The organism is Daejeonella sp. (assembly GCF_030684675.1).
In the GTDB taxonomy this organism is placed as follows: Bacteria; Bacteroidota; Bacteroidia; order Sphingobacteriales; family Sphingobacteriaceae; genus Daejeonella.
Window position 1 is genome coordinate 157,046 of record NZ_JAUXXZ010000059.1, and the last position, 15,332, is coordinate 172,377.

The following is a 15,332-nucleotide window of genomic DNA, read 5'->3' on the forward strand; positions in this document are numbered from 1 at the left end:
AAAAGGCGAAAGCTGGATGCAATAGGAAAAGTCCTCTCAGTTGAGAGGACTTTTTTTATTGATAAAATTTGAATGTATAATTTATAACTTTGAGCTATGGAAGAGCAAAACATAGAAAATCAGTTAAATATTGAACTTTCTGAGGAAGTTGCAGAAGGTATTTACTCTAATCTGGCTGTAATAACGCATTCAAACTCAGAATTTGTGCTTGATTTTATCAGGGTAATGCCCGGTGTTCCAAAAGCTAGGGTTAAATCCAGAATTGTATTAACCCCGGAGCATGCCAAGCGTTTTATGGTTGCTCTTGAAGAGAATATTGAAAAATTTGAAGCCCAGAATGGCAGAATAAAGATCAATGCAGAGCAACCCGGATTTCCATTGAACTTTGGTGGTCCAACAGCACAAGCCTAAGTGAGAGCGCGTTTAAATAAGCTTGTTTTTGGTAATCAGAATTCAGGGAAGTCGAAATCTCCTGAACATACACACCATTTTACGAAGATCCAAAATGTATGGGATAGTACTCATTACCCTGATTTTGGTATTGAACGAATACTCAGGTTGTTTCTGGTAGGTTCAAAAATTTTTTTTCCGGGTATCTATATTGATTTCCTGACCAAGAAATCGACGGTTTACAAAAGAAAGCTCGTTGGCGAATTTTATGTGATCTTTAAAACTCTGGTGCCTTTCATCATGCTTTATTTCAGCTTGTGGAATCATTTTGGACTTTATATATTCAATATATATCTGCTAATAGAGACCTTTCTGCACATTTTTCACAAAATATTTCTTCCTGAGCATGACCATGATAAAATGGCTAACCGCTCAATTATTCTGCTTTTCTTTAATTTTATTGAAGTAATTGCATCTTTTGGGGTTATTTATGCAGCCGGTAATTATTTAAATCAACCAATTCAAAGCTGGGTAGATGCTCTTTATTTTAGTTTTATTACCGGTGTTACGATAGGCTATGGTGATTTTCACCCTGTAAATGAAAATGGAAAGATCCTGGTGATGCTCCAGATTTTGAGTACAATGGCTTTTCTGTTCCTGTTCTTTAATTTTTTTGGTCCCCGCTCCGGAGAGAGGATGTCTCAGCATCAAGATAGTTCAAAATAGAATCGTACTCCCGTGGATCAAACCACTTTATATCCTCTGATTTTTTGAACCAGGTTAACTGCCTTTTTGCAAACCTTCGGGTATTTTGTTTAATCTTATCGATTGCTTCTTCTTTGGACAGTTTTCCATCGAAATATTCGAAAATTTCTGAATAGCCAACTGTATTCAGTGCGTTCAGGTGTCTGTAATCATTTAGTCCTTCCACTTCCTCAATCAATCCGTTTTCAACCATCTGATCAACTCTGAGGTTGATTTGTTCGTATAACTTTCCCCGATTCTGACTAATCGCAAGCTTAATGATGTTGAAATCTCTCTGTTTAGCGGTCTTAGTACGGTAAGAAGAGAATGGATTACCGGTACTTTCATAAACTTCAAGCGCACGTATTAAACGCTGCGGGTTGTGGATATCCACTTCTGAATAATACACTGGATCAACTTTTTTTAATTTCTCCCGCAGATGTTCAATACCTTTCTCAGCCAGAATCTGATTTAAAGCGTTCCTGGTTTCTTCGGATGCTACGGGTAATTCGTCAAAGCCATTGCATACTGCATTGATGAATAATCCGGAGCCACCCACAAGTACTACCTGATTATGAGTTTTGAAAAGTTTTTCGAGAAGATTGATAACCGCTTTTTCAAAATCGCCGACACTAAATGAGTCAAGTATGGAATGACTGTCAATTAAATGGTGTCTGACAGCGGCCAATTCCTCTTTTGAAGGCTTGGCAGTACCGATACTCATTTCCCGGTAGAACTGCCTGGAATCGGCTGATATGATCTCAGTTTTGAAATGTTTCGCTACCTGAATCGCCAGTGAGGTTTTTCCTGCTGCTGTCGGACCTGCAATAACGATCAGTGTTTTGCTCATACAGCTTCCGGTTTAAGGCTGATTACTGATTAATATTCATCCTTCTGAATATCATCCGCATCATAACCTTCATTATCAGAGAATTCATCCATAAACTCATCTTTTTCCTCTTCTTCTTCCTCCACAACTTCTTCCCCGGTAGTGATTCCCATGTCGTTCATTTGCTCAAGTTCTTCGGCATCTTCAGGCTGGAAATCTAATTCATTCAGAAAATCAAACTCCCCGGATATCTCTGTTGCTGCAGCAGTCGGAATAATTCCGATCCCGGTAATTTTGGGAGCCTCGCCCAGACTTCGGGCAACACACGGATATGTTTTTCCCGGCTCATCATTCAGGAGTATTTTGACCAGTTCAACATGAAAGTCGAAAGGCCTGTCGAAATTATAGGTATAATAAAATTTCTGGTGAGGGTCATCAATAAAACTGCTAAGTTTTGAATTGCTCATCAGGGCAACTCCATTATTGACCTTTCGCGGGTTAGGCAAAAAGGCGATTTCTTCATTCTTTATCCACTGATCGTTGCTTACATAAAAGGAGGAAGAGGCCTCAACCTGATATCCGGTCGACTGGTGGATAGCACGATGGAGGTCTTCAAATGTTTGATTTGATTTAATGTCAATATCGCGCTCGATATCATCATAATCCTCAAAAGAAACCCTGAATCTATATATTGCCATGTTCTTGTTTTATTATTTACAAAAATACTATTTGATTGTTTGCTTAAAGATTTTAATTCAGCTAATTAAGAATCTTTATGGTTTTAATTTGACAGGGATAAGTCCCATTGCCTTGCCTTTCTCAAGCATATACTCATAGGCTTCTTCCTTTGAGTTTTTTATCTCCCCTTCCAGAATCGCCTCGCGGATCTGTGTTTTAATGATTCCAACGTCCCTACCGGCATTTATGTTGAATGCCTTCATGATATCTTCACCACTTACCGGAGGTTGCCAGTTTCTGAGCTGATCGCTTTGCTCAACATCCTTCAGCTTTTGCTTTACCAGATTGAAGTTACTTCGATATTTCTTTATTTTATATTCATTTTTGGTCGTTACGTCGGCATTACAGAGTAACATAAGCCCGTCAATTTCTTCTCCCGCTTCAAATAGTAAGCGTCTTACGGCTGAATCAGTAACCACATCCTGAGCCAGAACAATTGGCCGGAGATGTAACTGCACCAACTTTTGGACCAGTTTCATCTTTTCATTCAGCGGTAATTTAAGCTGAGCGAAAATTTTCGGAACCATTCGTGCACCCCGGTCCTCATGCCCGTGAAAGGTCCAGCCATGGCCCGGCTCAAAGCGTTTGGTTGCAGGCTTGGCAATATCATGCAGAATCGCTGCCCATCTCAGCCAGAGATCTTCAGTATTTTCGGCAAGGTTGTCTAAAACCTGCAGGGTATGGTAGAAATTGTCTTTATGTCCTTTTCCTGCAATGACTTCAACACCATAAAGTTCGGCCATTTGCGGAAAAATATGTTTCAGTAAGCCTGTATCGAATAAATATATAAAACCGATGGAGGGCTTCTTCGCCAGAATGATCCGGTTTAACTCATCTGTAATCCGCTCGGCAGATACTATCTTTATTCGTTCTGAATTCTTTTTGATCGCTTCAATGGCATCCGCACTAATAGTAAAATCTAGCTGAGTTGCGAAGCGTATGGCTCGCATCATCCTCAAAGGATCGTCTGAAAAGGTCTCAACCGGATTCAGAGGTGTACGAATCAGCTTATTTTCGAGATCTTTAACACCATCAAATGGATCTAACAAGCTGCCGAAGCTGGCAGTATTTAAACCCAATGCCATTGCATTTATACTAAAATCACGTCGTTTCTGGTCATCCTCAAGTGTGCCGTTCTCCACGATGGGTTTCCGTGATTCCAAGCGATAGGATTCTTTCCTGGCGCCTACAAATTCGATTTCGAGATCTCCATAGCGGAGCATTGCAGTGCCAAAATTCTTGAACACAGAAACTTTAGTTTCCAATAGTTTTCCTGCGGCTTCGGCGAATTTGATACCATTGCCAATAACCACAATATCAATGTCTTTTGATGGCCGGTTCAGGAAAATATCCCTTACATAGCCACCAATTACATAGATTTCTGTTCCGGTAGCATCTGCCAGTTCACTGAGCTTCTTAAATATCGGATGTTGGAGGTGTTTTTTCATATTGAATTATTTCCGAATGAATGAAAAGAGGCCACCCGGTTCAAGCTTCATTATGGTTGATGGCTTTTTTTCTTTTTGCTCGTCCTGCTCCCAATTAACCACATAATCAACACCTTGCAGGATTGCTTCATCAATATCATCGAAAGTCGCCGGAGAAGGGTTGCCACTCAGGTTAGCCGAGGTCGATATCACCGGCTTTCTGAAGCGCTGTAATAATTGCTGGCAGAACTCGTGTTTCACTATCCGTATGCCAATACTGCCATCCTTTGCAATGGCGTTAGGAGCGAGATTTTTAGCACCGGAGTAAACGATTGTTAGCGGATTTTCAGCATATTCAATCAGGTCGTACGCGACTTCAGGAACCTCTTTGACATAGCTTTGAAGTTTATTGTCGCTGTCGAGCAGAACAATCAGACTTTTTTCTTCGGTGCGGCCCTTTAGTTTGAAAACCTTTTCAACGGCTTCAGGATTTGTAGCATCACAGCCAATTCCCCAGATCGTATCGGTAGGATAGAGGATTAATCCTCCATTTTTTAATACCTCAAAAGCTTTGTTTACTTCGTCTTTTAACATTTAATGATGTTTTGATATAAGTTATTTAACTGCCCGGCAATTTTATGGTCCGAGAACTGTTCCAGATGTTCCAATCCGGCTTTGATCATATTTTGTCTTTTTTTAGGATCATTTAAGACTTTCAGGATCTCTGCAGCAAGTGCTGAGCTGTCATTGGGATTAATATAAATACTTCCTGCTCCACCCACCTCTTCCAGGCAGGAGCCTTTTGCAGCAATGACGGGTATTCCTGAGCTTAAAGCCTCTACCACCGGTATTCCAAACCCTTCATATTCTGATGGGAACAAGAACAGATCAGCCATCTGATAGATTCCCGGAAGGTCATTAAATGACACGTTTTTTAAAAAATGAACTCGATTATTGAGGCCGTGTTTATTTACATAATCCCTCACATTTACAGCATAAGGGGTATCTTTTCCAATGATAATCAGTTGAATATCAGTACCAAGTTCCCTAATCGCCTGAACAGCCAGTAAAGCATTTTTCCTGGTTTCAATGGTACCTACATTCAGGAGGTAGTTCTCGGGTAAATTATAGGCAGATCGTATCCTTTGCTTTTCTTCATTGGTAATTTTATTCCGGAATGAAGGATCGCAATTTTGATAGATTACTTCAATCCGGTTCTGATCAAAGTTAAACAGATTGATCAGATCCGATTTTGTTCTCTCGCTGATTGCAATGATCTTATCTGCATGATCGGCAGCATAACGTATTTTATATTCATAGATCTTTCTGTCAAACCAGGGATAGTATTGAGGAAACCGGTAAAAAATAAGATCATGAATGCTCACCACCGAAGGAATACCCTGCTTTCTTAATCCAAATGGGATCTCATTACTTAAACCATGATAAAGATCTATTTTTTCAATCTTAAGATTTTTAACTATACCGAAACTTCTCCAATAGCTTTTGGAAAAGTGTTTTTCAGGATATTTAAATTCTATGGAACTAAATTTTTCGAGCCCCTCAGCTGCCAGGGAAGCTTTAGAAGAAAAGACCTGATACTGGTTATCCGGATAGTATTCTGCCAAAATTTTAAGCACATACCTGCTGTAATTGCCTAAGCCGGTGAAGTTTTGGGTTATACGTTTACCATCAAAGCCTATCTTCATCTTATTGAATTAAAACTAAAAAAGGATGAGTATAGATCATCCTTTTTTTAATTTAAAAAAGCTTGAATGCAGGGTTTATACCGCTACATTATTCTCTCTCAGGGCATCATTAAGAGAGGTTTTTTTATCTGTTGATTCTTTACGTTGACCAATGATCAGTGCACAGGGTACCTGATATTCACCAGCAGGGAATTTCTTGGTATAGGATCCCGGAATTACTACCGAACGGGAAGGAACAAATCCTTTGTATTCTATTGGTTCATCACCCGTAACGTCAATTATTTTAGTCGATGCTGTCAGAACAACATTTGCTCCTAAAACTGCCTCCTTTTGAACGTGAACACCTTCTACAACGATCGCTCTTGAACCAATGAAGCAATTATCCTCAATGATTACCGGAGAGGCTTGTACAGGCTCCAAAACACCACCGATTCCAACACCACCACTCAGGTGAACATGTTTTCCGATCTGAGCACATGAACCAACAGTAGCCCAGGTATCAACCATGGTGCCTTCATCAACATAAGCTCCGATGTTTACATAGGATGGCATTAAGATTACCCCTTTTGCCAGGTGTGCACCATAACGCGCAATCGCATGCGGCACAACCCTGACACCGGTTTCTTTGTAATCTGTCTTTAATTTCATTTTATCATGGAACACAAATGGTCCCACTTCGATTTCTTTCATCTCCCTGATCGGGAAATAAAGAATCACTGCCTTTTTAACCCAGTCGTTAACATGCCAGCGATCACCGATTTGTTCGGCAACCCTGATTTCACCTTTATCCAGATGCTGAATTACACTTTCAATTGCAATTCTGTATTCTTTGAAATTGATGAGAGTGCGATCTTCCCAGGCACTTTCAATTAGTTTTTTATATTCGGAAACCATACTTTTAATTTAAAGCAAATTAAAGGATTTTTCTGCCAATTTTTCCATCCTTTCGTCAATTCTTACGTAATTTTGAAGGATGCAGGGATCTGAAAAATTACGCATCGACAAATATTTATGGGCGATCCGCGCCTTTAAAACCCGTAGTATTTCTACAGAAGCCTGCAAATCAGGTAGAATAAAGCTTGATGGTAATAATCTGAAAGCCTCCCATATTGTGAAAATCGGAGAGGTATACACTGTTCAGAAAGGTAGTGATAAGAAGATCATAGAAGTTATAGCCCTATTGGATAGGAGGGTTGATGCAAAGACCGCTGTTAATTTTTATAAAGATCTAACCCCCATTGAAGATACCCAGGCCTATAAATCAATGTTTCATACTGCTAACCTCAGCAGGGACAGAGGCACCGGCCGGCCAACGAAAAAGGATAGGAGGGAGATTGATGATTTGCAGGAGGGATGGTTCGATTGAGTTGACAGTTGATAATTGACAAGGCAAGGACAGTTGACAGTTGAGAATTGACAATGGAAAGTTGACAATTTCCGCCTTTTTGAACGTCAGGGATGACGGTGGCAAGAAATTATGTCACAAGGAATTTTGATTATCTATTACGATTTTCCTTGTCTTGATTCTTGGCTCTTGGTTCTTGACTCAATCTAATTTAACGATTTCCCATGTCTTGATTCCTGGCTCCAGGTTCTTGAATCAAATCAAACAATTATTGCCCTGGTTGATTATTCGCTTCTCCTGAAATTAAACACCGTCACCTCTGCCCTGGATCCCAGCCTGATTGGGATTCCGCTTGTGCCAATCCCTCTCGAAACGTATAGGTGGGGCAATTCGTCACGGTACCATCCGCTAACATATCTGCCGCTGCCATAAGGCCTGAAAGGTGCAAATCCAAACAGGTTAAGCTGTCCGCCATGGGTATGTCCTGAAAGCATAAGGTCTATTGGAATATCTTTCATCTGTGTTTGAATGATATCCCGGTGCTGCGGACAATGGGTCATCACGACATGATAATCAGATTTCTGATAAAACTCCATCGCCATGTTGTAATCAGCTTTCCCCGCAACCAGGTCATCCATCCCCGAAACAGAAATTGTGGTTTCCCCAAATGTATAAAGGAAGGAATGATTGACAATTAATTCGACTTTATGCTTTTTGTAAACATCAAGAAGTTCTAGTGGATGGACCTTCCAACATTCCCAATTCCCCAGAATAGCTGTTTTTTGGATAGAGGGATCGAACATCGCCAGGTATTTGTCCAGGTTTTTTAAGCTTTTATTCCGGTCGATCACATCCCCGGTAAAAAGAATTAGTTCAGGTTTTATCCTGTTTACAAGAGCAGCAAGTTCATTGTGTTTAGGCTGGATTCTGCGAAGGTGAAGGTCAGAGATTTGAAGGACTTTCAGGTTGCTGCCTTCCGGACTTGCATTCCCGATATAATATTCATTGAGTTCGATAAATACCTTTTCATACCAAAAGGCATCAATCGCGGTCACACTCGTAATCAGTCCGATACTGCCCCAGATAAATTTCCTTCTACTGATCTTCTTCATCAATAGTTTGTTTTCATTGCTGAATGCTCCCAGAGTTCGAAGGCCGATTTTGCTTCTTCGTTCAATATCTGATGCATCGCTATTTTCCGCTTTTCTTTGTTCATTGCAATCTCATCATAAATGAAAGAGTCATTAAATCCGATGTTTGCAGCATCATTCTTTGTATTGGCGTAATAAATAGAGTCAATTTGAGCCCAATAGATTGCACTGAGACACATCGGACAGGGTTCACAGCTTGTATAAATCACACAGCCGCTCAGATCGAAGGTCTTTAACTTCCGGCAGGCCAGTCTGATCGCAGAAACCTCCGCATGGGCAGTCGGATCATTTTTGAGAGTTACTTTGTTTGCACTTCTGGCTATTATTTTATTAGCCTTAACAAGCACAGCACCAAAAGGACCACCCAATGCTTTGCTGACGTTTTGTTCAGAAAGCCTGATGGCTATACGCATGAATTTATTATGTAGTTCGGTCTCTGACATATTCGTTCAATATCCTCAAAATCCTTTCATCTTCAAATTATTCTGAAAAATAAAAACCCCGGCGATTGACCGGGGTTTTTAAGAAAAAGAAGTTTTTAAACTATCCTTATTTTTTTTCTTTTTTATAATCTGCATTCAAGCCATCAACAACAGCCTTGGTTACATCCAGACTTTCGTCTGCGTATAATACTGCCGGGTTTGATTTTGAATAAGTAAGTACAATTTTATAGCCTTTTGACTTAGCATATCCTTTCAGATAATCAGATACTTTATTGTATAATTTATCATTTTCAGCGGCCTCTTCGTTTGCCAGAGCATTACCTGCATTTTGATTATAGGTAGCAAGTTCCTGCTGCTTTCTTGCCAGACGTTCTTCAGTTGTAGCCCTTTGTTCAGCACTTAAATTGGCTGCACCTTGCTGATAAGAAGCAACTTCACGCTGAAAAGCCGTTCCTTTTGCAGTAAGATCTGCCTGTGCTTTCTTTGATTTTTCCTGAAATTTATCCCTTACGGCTTTGTAATAGTCATAATTACTTAGTAGAGAATCTGAATTTACGTATACGATACCTTCTGCAGCAGCTGCTGAACTTGCGGCAACACTTCCTGTACTTTTAGTTTGTTCTTTATTACAGGATACTACTATTGCCGACAGTGTTAAAATGATCGCTATTTTACTGATGCTTGTTATTAATTTCTTCATAATTTTTAATAAAAATTTAAGCAAATATAAACTTTCATACCATTTTCTCAACCATTTAATTTAGGATGCAAAAGGGCTAAACAAAAGCCCTGTTAATTTATCCACAATGTAGCAAAATCCATCTAAAATGGTTATTTTTGATCTTTGTTGTAATAATCATATATGAGCGAAGAAACAGAAGACAAATCAAATTATTCAGCGGATAATATACAGGTATTAGAAGGACTGGAAGCGGTTAGAAAACGCCCGTCCATGTACATCGGTGATACAGGATTTAAAGGCCTCCATCACCTGGTTTATGAAGTTGTAGATAATTCAATTGATGAGGCTCTCGCAGGTTACTGTACTGATATTAATGTAACCATACACAAGGGAAATTCGATTACAGTTGAAGATAATGGCCGTGGAATTCCTACCGCCATGCATACCAAAGAAAAGAAGTCGGCGCTTGAGGTAGTTATGACCGTTCTTCATGCCGGAGGTAAATTTGATAAAGACACTTATAAAGTCTCCGGTGGTTTGCACGGTGTGGGTGTAAGTTGTGTGAACGCACTTTCAAAGCCATTAAAAGTTGTAGTCCATCGTGATGGTAAAATATTCACACAGGAGTATGAGTGTGGAAAACCCCTTTTCGATGTTAAAGTTATAGGTGAAAGCGACAAGACCGGTACCATCGTTAACTTTCAGCCTGATCCTGAGATATTTACATTAACAACTGAATATAAATTTGATACCCTTGCGGCCCGTTTGAGAGAGCTGGCTTATCTGAATAAAGGTATCCGTTTATCGCTTGTTGATGAGCGTGAAACTACCGATGATGGAGCTTTTCTGAAGGAAGAATTCTATTCTGAGGGTGGTTTGAAGGAGTTTGTCAAATACCTTGACGGAATGCGTACTTCTATAATTCCTGAACCTATTTATGTGGAAGGAATTAAACAGGGTATACCTGTAGAGATGGCACTTCAGTATAATGATACCTATACAGAGAATGTCCATTCTTATGTAAACAATATAAATACCCACGAAGGAGGTACTCACGTAGCCGGATTCCGTCGTGGTTTGACCCGTACGCTTAAAGCCTATGCCGAGAAATCGGGCATGCTAAAGAACATGAAAATTGAAATTACTGGGGATGATTTCCGCGAGGGATTAACAGCCGTAATTTCAGTGAAAGTTCAGGAACCTCAGTTTGAAGGACAAACCAAAACCAAATTAGGGAATAATGAGGTGATGGGTGCTGTGGATATTGCCGTTGGTGAAATTCTGGGTAATTACCTTGAAGAGAATCCGCGTGAGGCTAAAATGATCGTTAATAAGGTCATCCTGGCTGCTACAGCGAGAGCTGCTGCCCGTAAAGCCCGCGAAATGGTTCAGCGTAAAACGGTTATGGGTGGTTCCGGTCTGCCGGGGAAACTTGCCGATTGTGCAAATAATGATCCTGCAGCTTGCGAATTATACCTGGTGGAGGGAGACTCTGCGGGTGGAACAGCCAAGCAGGGCAGGGATCGGAATTTTCAGGCTATTCTTCCATTAAAAGGTAAGATCCTTAACGTGGAGAAGGCAATGGAGCATAAGATCTATGAGAACGACGAGATCAAGAATATGTTCACGGCCATGGGAGTTAGTATCGGTACAGCCGAAGACGCCAAGGCATTGAATATGGAGAAACTTCGTTACCACCGTATTATCATCATGACGGATGCTGACGTGGATGGTTCCCACATTACCACATTGATCCTGACCTTCTTCTTCAGGTACATGAAGGCTCTGATTGAATTTGGATATATCTATATCGCAGCGCCGCCACTTTACCTTGTAAAAAAGGGCAAGGAGTTTCAGTATGCATGGAATGATGATCAGCGTGATGCAGCGGTACAGGCATTGAAAGGTGCAGGAAAAGAAGAGAGTGTCAACATTCAACGGTACAAAGGTTTGGGAGAGATGAATGCAGAACAATTATGGGACACTACTCTAAATCCTGAAACCCGTACACTTAGAAAGGTTACGATTGAAAATGCAGCAGAATGTGATCATATATTCTCAATGCTGATGGGCGACGAGGTTGCACCACGTCGTGAGTTTATTGAGAAAAATGCAAAATACGCACGTATTGATATCTAATTCAATTCAGGAGTAGGAATATAAAAAAGCCCTCCACTTATTGTGGAGGGCTTTTTGGTTCAGGGGCATATCGTAAATAGACCACTGCACTAACTTCCTTGGTCGATCGTATCAATACCTGGTGTTCCTTAACACCATCATAAATTCTCAGATTTGAAGTGTTAGGAGGGATCTTGCCCAAATTTTCGGCATAGAGAATAATCTCATGTAGTTCCTGGTTTCTGTTTAAGCGAAGTGTATGGTTTGTAGGCTTATTCACAATAAGCTGATTCCTGATAAATGGCCGTCGGTTATGATAGACAGATATAATATCTCCATCCTCCCGCAAATAATCTTTTAGTTCAAGCCTGACTACATTTTCAGTTATCTCAATTACAATCGGCCGGGCTAGTTTGGTTTGCAGGAACACATTCGGATCCCTGGCATCCAGCAAAATACTGGTAAGATAGTTTTGAGGTATGTTCTGCTTGTTTGCATCCGTAAAGCGTTGCAGGTATACATTTCCGGGATAGCAGGGCAATGAATTTTCCCCGGCGCCGGTAAATGTACCGGTCAGATTATCAATACCTTCCTCCTTGCTCAGGTTGAGTTTAAGGTCTTTAATACATAAAAATCGGGCAGTGTCACTTGGGATTTTGGAGTATAATATCTTTAGTTCATTGATTCTCAGGTTACCTTTATTGATCACGCCGATAAAGTCCAGGATACCTTCAGCCCGGAGTGGATTATCACGATAGATATAGGCCTTCCCGTTAACTATATTATTATCCTGCTCCTTCACATGCAAAATGTAGTTCACATTCAGGGTTCTGATATGTTGAAGATCGGTGTCCATATACCCTAGCCATACCCCTTTGAAATCCTGTGTAAAGCCTGAAAATGGAGCGAATAAAAGTAGAAGTATGAGGGAATATTTCATAGATAATCCTTATTTACTGGTCTTTGCTTTTTTTTCTTGCGGTTTATATCTTAAATATATAGCGGCAGTTTTTTGTTTATCAGATACGATCATTACCCTGTGTTTGGTTTCGCCGTCAATTAAAATAAGTTCTGAGGTATTTGGTGGTATCAGGCCAAGATTCTCAGCATACAGGAGCAGCTCATGAACTACGATCCGCTTATCAATACTGAATTTAATCAGAGCGGGCCTTTTTGAGATCTGAATTTTTTTTACCAGAATTTTCCGGTTAAGGTAAACCGATATCGTATCATTATCCGGTTTTAGATAATCCAGTAACTGAATCTGCAGATCGGCATTATGAACCTCGATTTCTGTTACTTTTTTTGGTTCAGTTTCGAGAAATTTTGAGTTAAAATCTACTAAAACCGGAGCTGCCTGTTCCGGATTCTGGGCTAAAGTATTGATCACAGAGTCTTTACGTTGCTCCAGAAATGTATTGAGACCCTCAATCGATTTGGATAGGATTACCTTGCCAGGGATGCAAACTTCGCTGGAATCATTCTTGCTGATCCCGCTCCAGGTTCCCTCCAGATATTCATAAGCACCATCGTTGCGATAAGCCAGATCGAATTTTTTTATGCATGCAACCCAATCCCATGGGACAAAATCTTCACGTATCCAGTCGATACTTTCATAAAGTCTGATGCTGTCACGATCTACCTTGCCTGAAAGTCCAATGCGTATCCTGACCGAATTATCTTTAAAAGAATAGGAATCACCCCAGATATTTTTTCTCTGACTAAGGTTTAATTGGAGGTCATAAAGTTCACTATATCCACCGGGACCCTGGGTAATTTTGCCAAACCATTTCCCGCTTATATTCTGAGCCAGAATATCCTGTGTAAGGATTGATAAGAAAATGAGCAGGAAGCATTTCATACCTTTATTTTAAATCAAGTTAATGATTTTTAAAGGTTTTAATACAGTCCTTTAACGAAAAAGTTTTAAGTGCAGTTTTTTGTAATTGATAATTGCTTTATAGCGCTGTAGAATATCACCGCCCAAAACTCCAATTACAGGCGGAAGGTTCAGGCTTGAATAAGCATGGCTTATCGTGCTGAGGTCGAGCACGGCAGCTTCGAAATTCTTTAATTTAAATTTTCCGATTTTCAAAACAGAAAGAATTATTGTATGGCTTTCCATGCTGTTCGTCCCCAAACCGGTAGATAAAAGCTCTGAATTCATTAATTCAGCATCTTTCATATGTTTTTCGATCACGGTTTTATCAAAAACTGTTTTCGAAGCCCCGGTATCGAGCACCACATTAAAGGATTGCCCGAAAACAACAACTTCCACCAATAGGTGGAAGCCGTCGTCGTGTAAATTTACCAGTTCTAAAGGAACTCTTGTTTCGCTCATTAAGCGTTTAGATAAGGTTAGAATCTCTGAGAACCTGATTCATATTTCTTACTGCATCTGCACTCTTGTTAAACTCAGCCTGCTCAGCATCAGAAAGTTTGAAGTCAAGGATTTTTTCCCATCCGTTTTTGCCAATGATAACCGGAACAACAAGAGAGATATCTTTCTGTCCGTATTCACCGTCAAGGGCGACACCGCAGGAAATCAATTTTTTCTCATCACGTACAATACTTTCAACCATTGCAGCTGTACCCGCTCCCGGTGCATACCATGCTGAAGTGCCAATCAGTTTTGTTAAAGTAGCGCCACCAACCATGGTTGAAGAAACTACTCTTTCCTGCTGCTCTTTAGTTAATAATTGAGTAACCGGAATGCTGTTCCAGGTAGCATGATTGATTAAAGGGATCATGGTCGTATCACCGTGTCCGCCGATAACCACTGCATTTAAATCTGCAGGTGAACAACCCAGTTCTACGCTCAGGTAATATTTGAACCTTGCAGAATCCAATGCTCCACCCATTCCCAGAATTTTATTCTTTGGAAGACCTGAAGTTTGAAGTGTAAGGTAATTCATGGTGTCCATTGGGTTCGAAACCACAATGATGATGGTATTTGGAGAGTGTTTCAGGATATTTTCTGTAACGCTCTTTACAATGTTTGCATTGGTGCCGATCAACTCCTCACGGGTCATTCCCGGTTTACGTGGCAATCCAGAAGTAATTACAACCACTTCAGATCCTGCAGTAGCAGCATAATCATTAGTTACACCTTTGATTTTAGTATCAAAACCCAAAAGGGCTGAAGTCTGCATCATGTCGATCGCTTTACCTTCAGCAAAACCTTCTCTGATGTCTAGTAAAATAAGTTCTTCTGCTAATTCTTTTCTGGCGATGTTATCAGCACAGGTTGCACCTACTGCACCGGCTCCTACAACTGTAATTTTCATTTTATGATTTGTTTTTAATTTGAGATCGGACCTATTTGAGATTTTAATTAAAATCTGCCTTTTTCTTGTTCAAAAACGCCTTTGCCGGCAGCTTTGAATTGACAAGCCGAAGATAGATAATTCAATCTTTTTTATGAAATTATTAGTGCTTGTTGTGTAAGTTTTTTGTTTCTAAAACAAAGGGTAGGGTTGAAAATATTTTCGAATAAAATCTGCTTGTAGGTTTTTCTTTGAATTCAGTTAGGATCTGTTTCTAATGACCCTGAAGGGGTCGAATGTATTGGAAATTTTCACATACGACCCCTTCAGGGTCGAAAACAATGTTTTATAACGTTTCTATAAACATACGACCACCTTCCTTTAGATTAGTAATCTCTAAGAAAGAGTGGTTATTGTTATTGTAGGATTTTCTTTTTGCTTCTTTTTCTTTTGTTAATAACTGAAATTTATGTGTAAAAGTTAACACTGACAG

At 40.0% G+C, this 15,332-nt stretch carries 17 protein-coding genes; 4 read left to right on the top strand and 13 right to left on the bottom strand.

Going from position 1 to position 15,332, the window contains the following annotated elements; genetic code table 11:
- The first annotated feature begins 96 nt into the window (after window positions 1–96).
- Window positions 97–411 (top strand): DUF3467 domain-containing protein, encoded by a 315-nt coding sequence (locus Q8M41_RS13185; protein ID WP_305365745.1) that lies wholly within the window; start codon window positions 97–99, stop codon window positions 409–411.
- Entirely contained in the window at window positions 412–1,116 is a 705-nt protein-coding gene (locus Q8M41_RS13190; protein ID WP_305365746.1) for a potassium channel family protein, read from the top strand.
- On the opposite strand, the gene miaA is transcribed toward Q8M41_RS13190, so the two are convergent.
- From miaA to Q8M41_RS13220, 6 genes are all read right to left on the bottom strand, one after another.
- Entirely contained in the window at window positions 1,055–1,984 is a 930-nt protein-coding gene (gene miaA, locus Q8M41_RS13195) for a tRNA (adenosine(37)-N6)-dimethylallyltransferase MiaA (RefSeq protein WP_305365747.1), read from the bottom strand. The two genes, Q8M41_RS13190 and miaA, sit on opposite strands and share 62 nt — an antisense overlap.
- A gap of 29 nt (window positions 1,985–2,013) precedes the next feature.
- Entirely contained in the window at window positions 2,014–2,661 is a 648-nt protein-coding gene (locus tag Q8M41_RS13200; RefSeq protein WP_305365748.1) for a hypothetical protein, read from the bottom strand.
- Between the two features lie 75 nt (window positions 2,662–2,736).
- On the bottom strand, window positions 2,737–4,149 hold the full coding sequence (locus tag Q8M41_RS13205; protein ID WP_305365749.1) for a CCA tRNA nucleotidyltransferase: 1,413 nt from the start codon (window positions 4,147–4,149) through the stop codon (window positions 2,737–2,739).
- A 6-nt stretch (window positions 4,150–4,155) separates the two neighbouring features.
- The gene (locus Q8M41_RS13210) at window positions 4,156–4,722 is read right to left on the bottom strand and encodes an L-threonylcarbamoyladenylate synthase (RefSeq protein ID WP_305365750.1); all 567 of its coding nucleotides are present in this window, start codon (window positions 4,720–4,722) and stop codon (window positions 4,156–4,158) included.
- A complete protein-coding gene (locus Q8M41_RS13215) occupies window positions 4,716–5,834 on the bottom strand; it encodes a glycosyltransferase family 1 protein (protein WP_305365751.1) in 1,119 nt (372 codons plus the stop codon). Before Q8M41_RS13215 ends, Q8M41_RS13210 begins: the two co-directional genes overlap by 7 nt.
- Before the next feature lie 75 nt (window positions 5,835–5,909).
- Window positions 5,910–6,728: a 2,3,4,5-tetrahydropyridine-2,6-dicarboxylate N-succinyltransferase gene (locus Q8M41_RS13220; RefSeq protein WP_305365752.1), complete on the bottom strand. Its 819-nt coding sequence runs from the start codon at window positions 6,726–6,728 to the stop codon at window positions 5,910–5,912.
- Between the two features lie 79 nt (window positions 6,729–6,807).
- On the opposite strand from Q8M41_RS13220, the gene Q8M41_RS13225 reads away from it, so the two are divergent.
- Entirely contained in the window at window positions 6,808–7,200 is a 393-nt protein-coding gene (locus Q8M41_RS13225; RefSeq protein ID WP_305365753.1) for an RNA-binding S4 domain-containing protein, read from the top strand.
- A 263-nt stretch (window positions 7,201–7,463) separates the two neighbouring features.
- Here Q8M41_RS13225 and Q8M41_RS13230 read toward each other — a convergent pair whose 3' ends face one another.
- From Q8M41_RS13230 to Q8M41_RS13240, 3 genes are all read right to left on the bottom strand, one after another.
- Window positions 7,464–8,291 carry a metallophosphoesterase gene (locus Q8M41_RS13230; protein ID WP_305365754.1) on the bottom strand — a complete coding sequence of 276 codons (828 nt, stop codon included), beginning with the start codon at window positions 8,289–8,291 and terminating at the stop codon, window positions 7,464–7,466.
- On the bottom strand, window positions 8,291–8,773 hold the full coding sequence (locus Q8M41_RS13235) for a nucleoside deaminase (protein WP_305365755.1): 483 nt from the start codon (window positions 8,771–8,773) through the stop codon (window positions 8,291–8,293). The genes Q8M41_RS13230 and Q8M41_RS13235 overlap by 1 nt, the downstream gene beginning before the upstream one ends.
- 106 nt (window positions 8,774–8,879) lie before the next feature.
- Window positions 8,880–9,473 carry an OmpH family outer membrane protein gene (locus tag Q8M41_RS13240; RefSeq protein ID WP_305365756.1) on the bottom strand — a complete coding sequence of 198 codons (594 nt, stop codon included), beginning with the start codon at window positions 9,471–9,473 and terminating at the stop codon, window positions 8,880–8,882.
- Window positions 9,474–9,635: 162 nt separating this feature from the next.
- Here Q8M41_RS13240 and gyrB point away from each other — a divergent pair, with 162 nt between their 5' ends.
- The gene (gyrB, locus tag Q8M41_RS13245) at window positions 9,636–11,594 is read left to right on the top strand and encodes a DNA topoisomerase (ATP-hydrolyzing) subunit B (RefSeq protein WP_305365757.1); all 1,959 of its coding nucleotides are present in this window, start codon (window positions 9,636–9,638) and stop codon (window positions 11,592–11,594) included.
- Window positions 11,595–11,631: 37 nt separating this feature from the next.
- On the opposite strand, the gene Q8M41_RS13250 is transcribed toward gyrB, so the two are convergent.
- From Q8M41_RS13250 to mdh, 4 genes are read right to left on the bottom strand one after another with little or no spacing between them, the layout of a single operon-like run.
- Entirely contained in the window at window positions 11,632–12,513 is an 882-nt protein-coding gene (locus Q8M41_RS13250) for a hypothetical protein (RefSeq protein ID WP_305365758.1), read from the bottom strand.
- A 9-nt stretch (window positions 12,514–12,522) separates the two neighbouring features.
- A complete protein-coding gene (locus tag Q8M41_RS13255; RefSeq protein WP_305365759.1) occupies window positions 12,523–13,434 on the bottom strand; it encodes a hypothetical protein in 912 nt (303 codons plus the stop codon).
- A 51-nt stretch (window positions 13,435–13,485) separates the two neighbouring features.
- The gene (locus Q8M41_RS13260) at window positions 13,486–13,914 is read right to left on the bottom strand and encodes a retropepsin-like aspartic protease (RefSeq protein ID WP_305365760.1); all 429 of its coding nucleotides are present in this window, start codon (window positions 13,912–13,914) and stop codon (window positions 13,486–13,488) included.
- A gap of 7 nt (window positions 13,915–13,921) precedes the next feature.
- Window positions 13,922–14,860 carry a malate dehydrogenase gene (gene mdh, locus Q8M41_RS13265; protein ID WP_305365761.1) on the bottom strand — a complete coding sequence of 313 codons (939 nt, stop codon included), beginning with the start codon at window positions 14,858–14,860 and terminating at the stop codon, window positions 13,922–13,924.
- Between the last annotated feature and the right edge of the window lie 472 nt (window positions 14,861–15,332).

Bases quoted from the DNA above. Each gene is read 5' to 3' on its own strand.
- gyrB (WP_305365757.1), top strand. From the start codon at position 9,636: ATGAGCGAAGAAACAGAAGACAAATCAAATTATTCAGCGGATAATATA.
- Q8M41_RS13185 (WP_305365745.1), top strand. From the start codon at position 97: ATGGAAGAGCAAAACATAGAAAATCAGTTAAATATTGAACTTTCTGAG.
- Q8M41_RS13220 (WP_305365752.1), bottom strand. From the start codon at position 6,728: ATGGTTTCCGAATATAAAAAACTAATTGAAAGTGCCTGGGAAGATCGC.
- Q8M41_RS13210 (WP_305365750.1), bottom strand. From the start codon at position 4,722: ATGTTAAAAGACGAAGTAAACAAAGCTTTTGAGGTATTAAAAAATGGA.
- Q8M41_RS13205 (WP_305365749.1), bottom strand. From the start codon at position 4,149: ATGAAAAAACACCTCCAACATCCGATATTTAAGAAGCTCAGTGAACTG.
- Q8M41_RS13255 (WP_305365759.1), bottom strand. From the start codon at position 13,434: ATGAAATGCTTCCTGCTCATTTTCTTATCAATCCTTACACAGGATATT.
- Q8M41_RS13200 (WP_305365748.1), bottom strand. From the start codon at position 2,661: ATGGCAATATATAGATTCAGGGTTTCTTTTGAGGATTATGATGATATC.
- Q8M41_RS13225 (WP_305365753.1), top strand. From the start codon at position 6,808: ATGCAGGGATCTGAAAAATTACGCATCGACAAATATTTATGGGCGATC.
- Q8M41_RS13235 (WP_305365755.1), bottom strand. From the start codon at position 8,773: ATGTCAGAGACCGAACTACATAATAAATTCATGCGTATAGCCATCAGG.
- Q8M41_RS13240 (WP_305365756.1), bottom strand. From the start codon at position 9,473: ATGAAGAAATTAATAACAAGCATCAGTAAAATAGCGATCATTTTAACA.
- Q8M41_RS13215 (WP_305365751.1), bottom strand. From the start codon at position 5,834: ATGAAGATAGGCTTTGATGGTAAACGTATAACCCAAAACTTCACCGGC.
- mdh (WP_305365761.1), bottom strand. From the start codon at position 14,860: ATGAAAATTACAGTTGTAGGAGCCGGTGCAGTAGGTGCAACCTGTGCT.
- Q8M41_RS13260 (WP_305365760.1), bottom strand. From the start codon at position 13,914: ATGAGCGAAACAAGAGTTCCTTTAGAACTGGTAAATTTACACGACGAC.
- Q8M41_RS13230 (WP_305365754.1), bottom strand. From the start codon at position 8,291: ATGAAGAAGATCAGTAGAAGGAAATTTATCTGGGGCAGTATCGGACTG.
- miaA (WP_305365747.1), bottom strand. From the start codon at position 1,984: ATGAGCAAAACACTGATCGTTATTGCAGGTCCGACAGCAGCAGGAAAA.
- Q8M41_RS13250 (WP_305365758.1), bottom strand. From the start codon at position 12,513: ATGAAATATTCCCTCATACTTCTACTTTTATTCGCTCCATTTTCAGGC.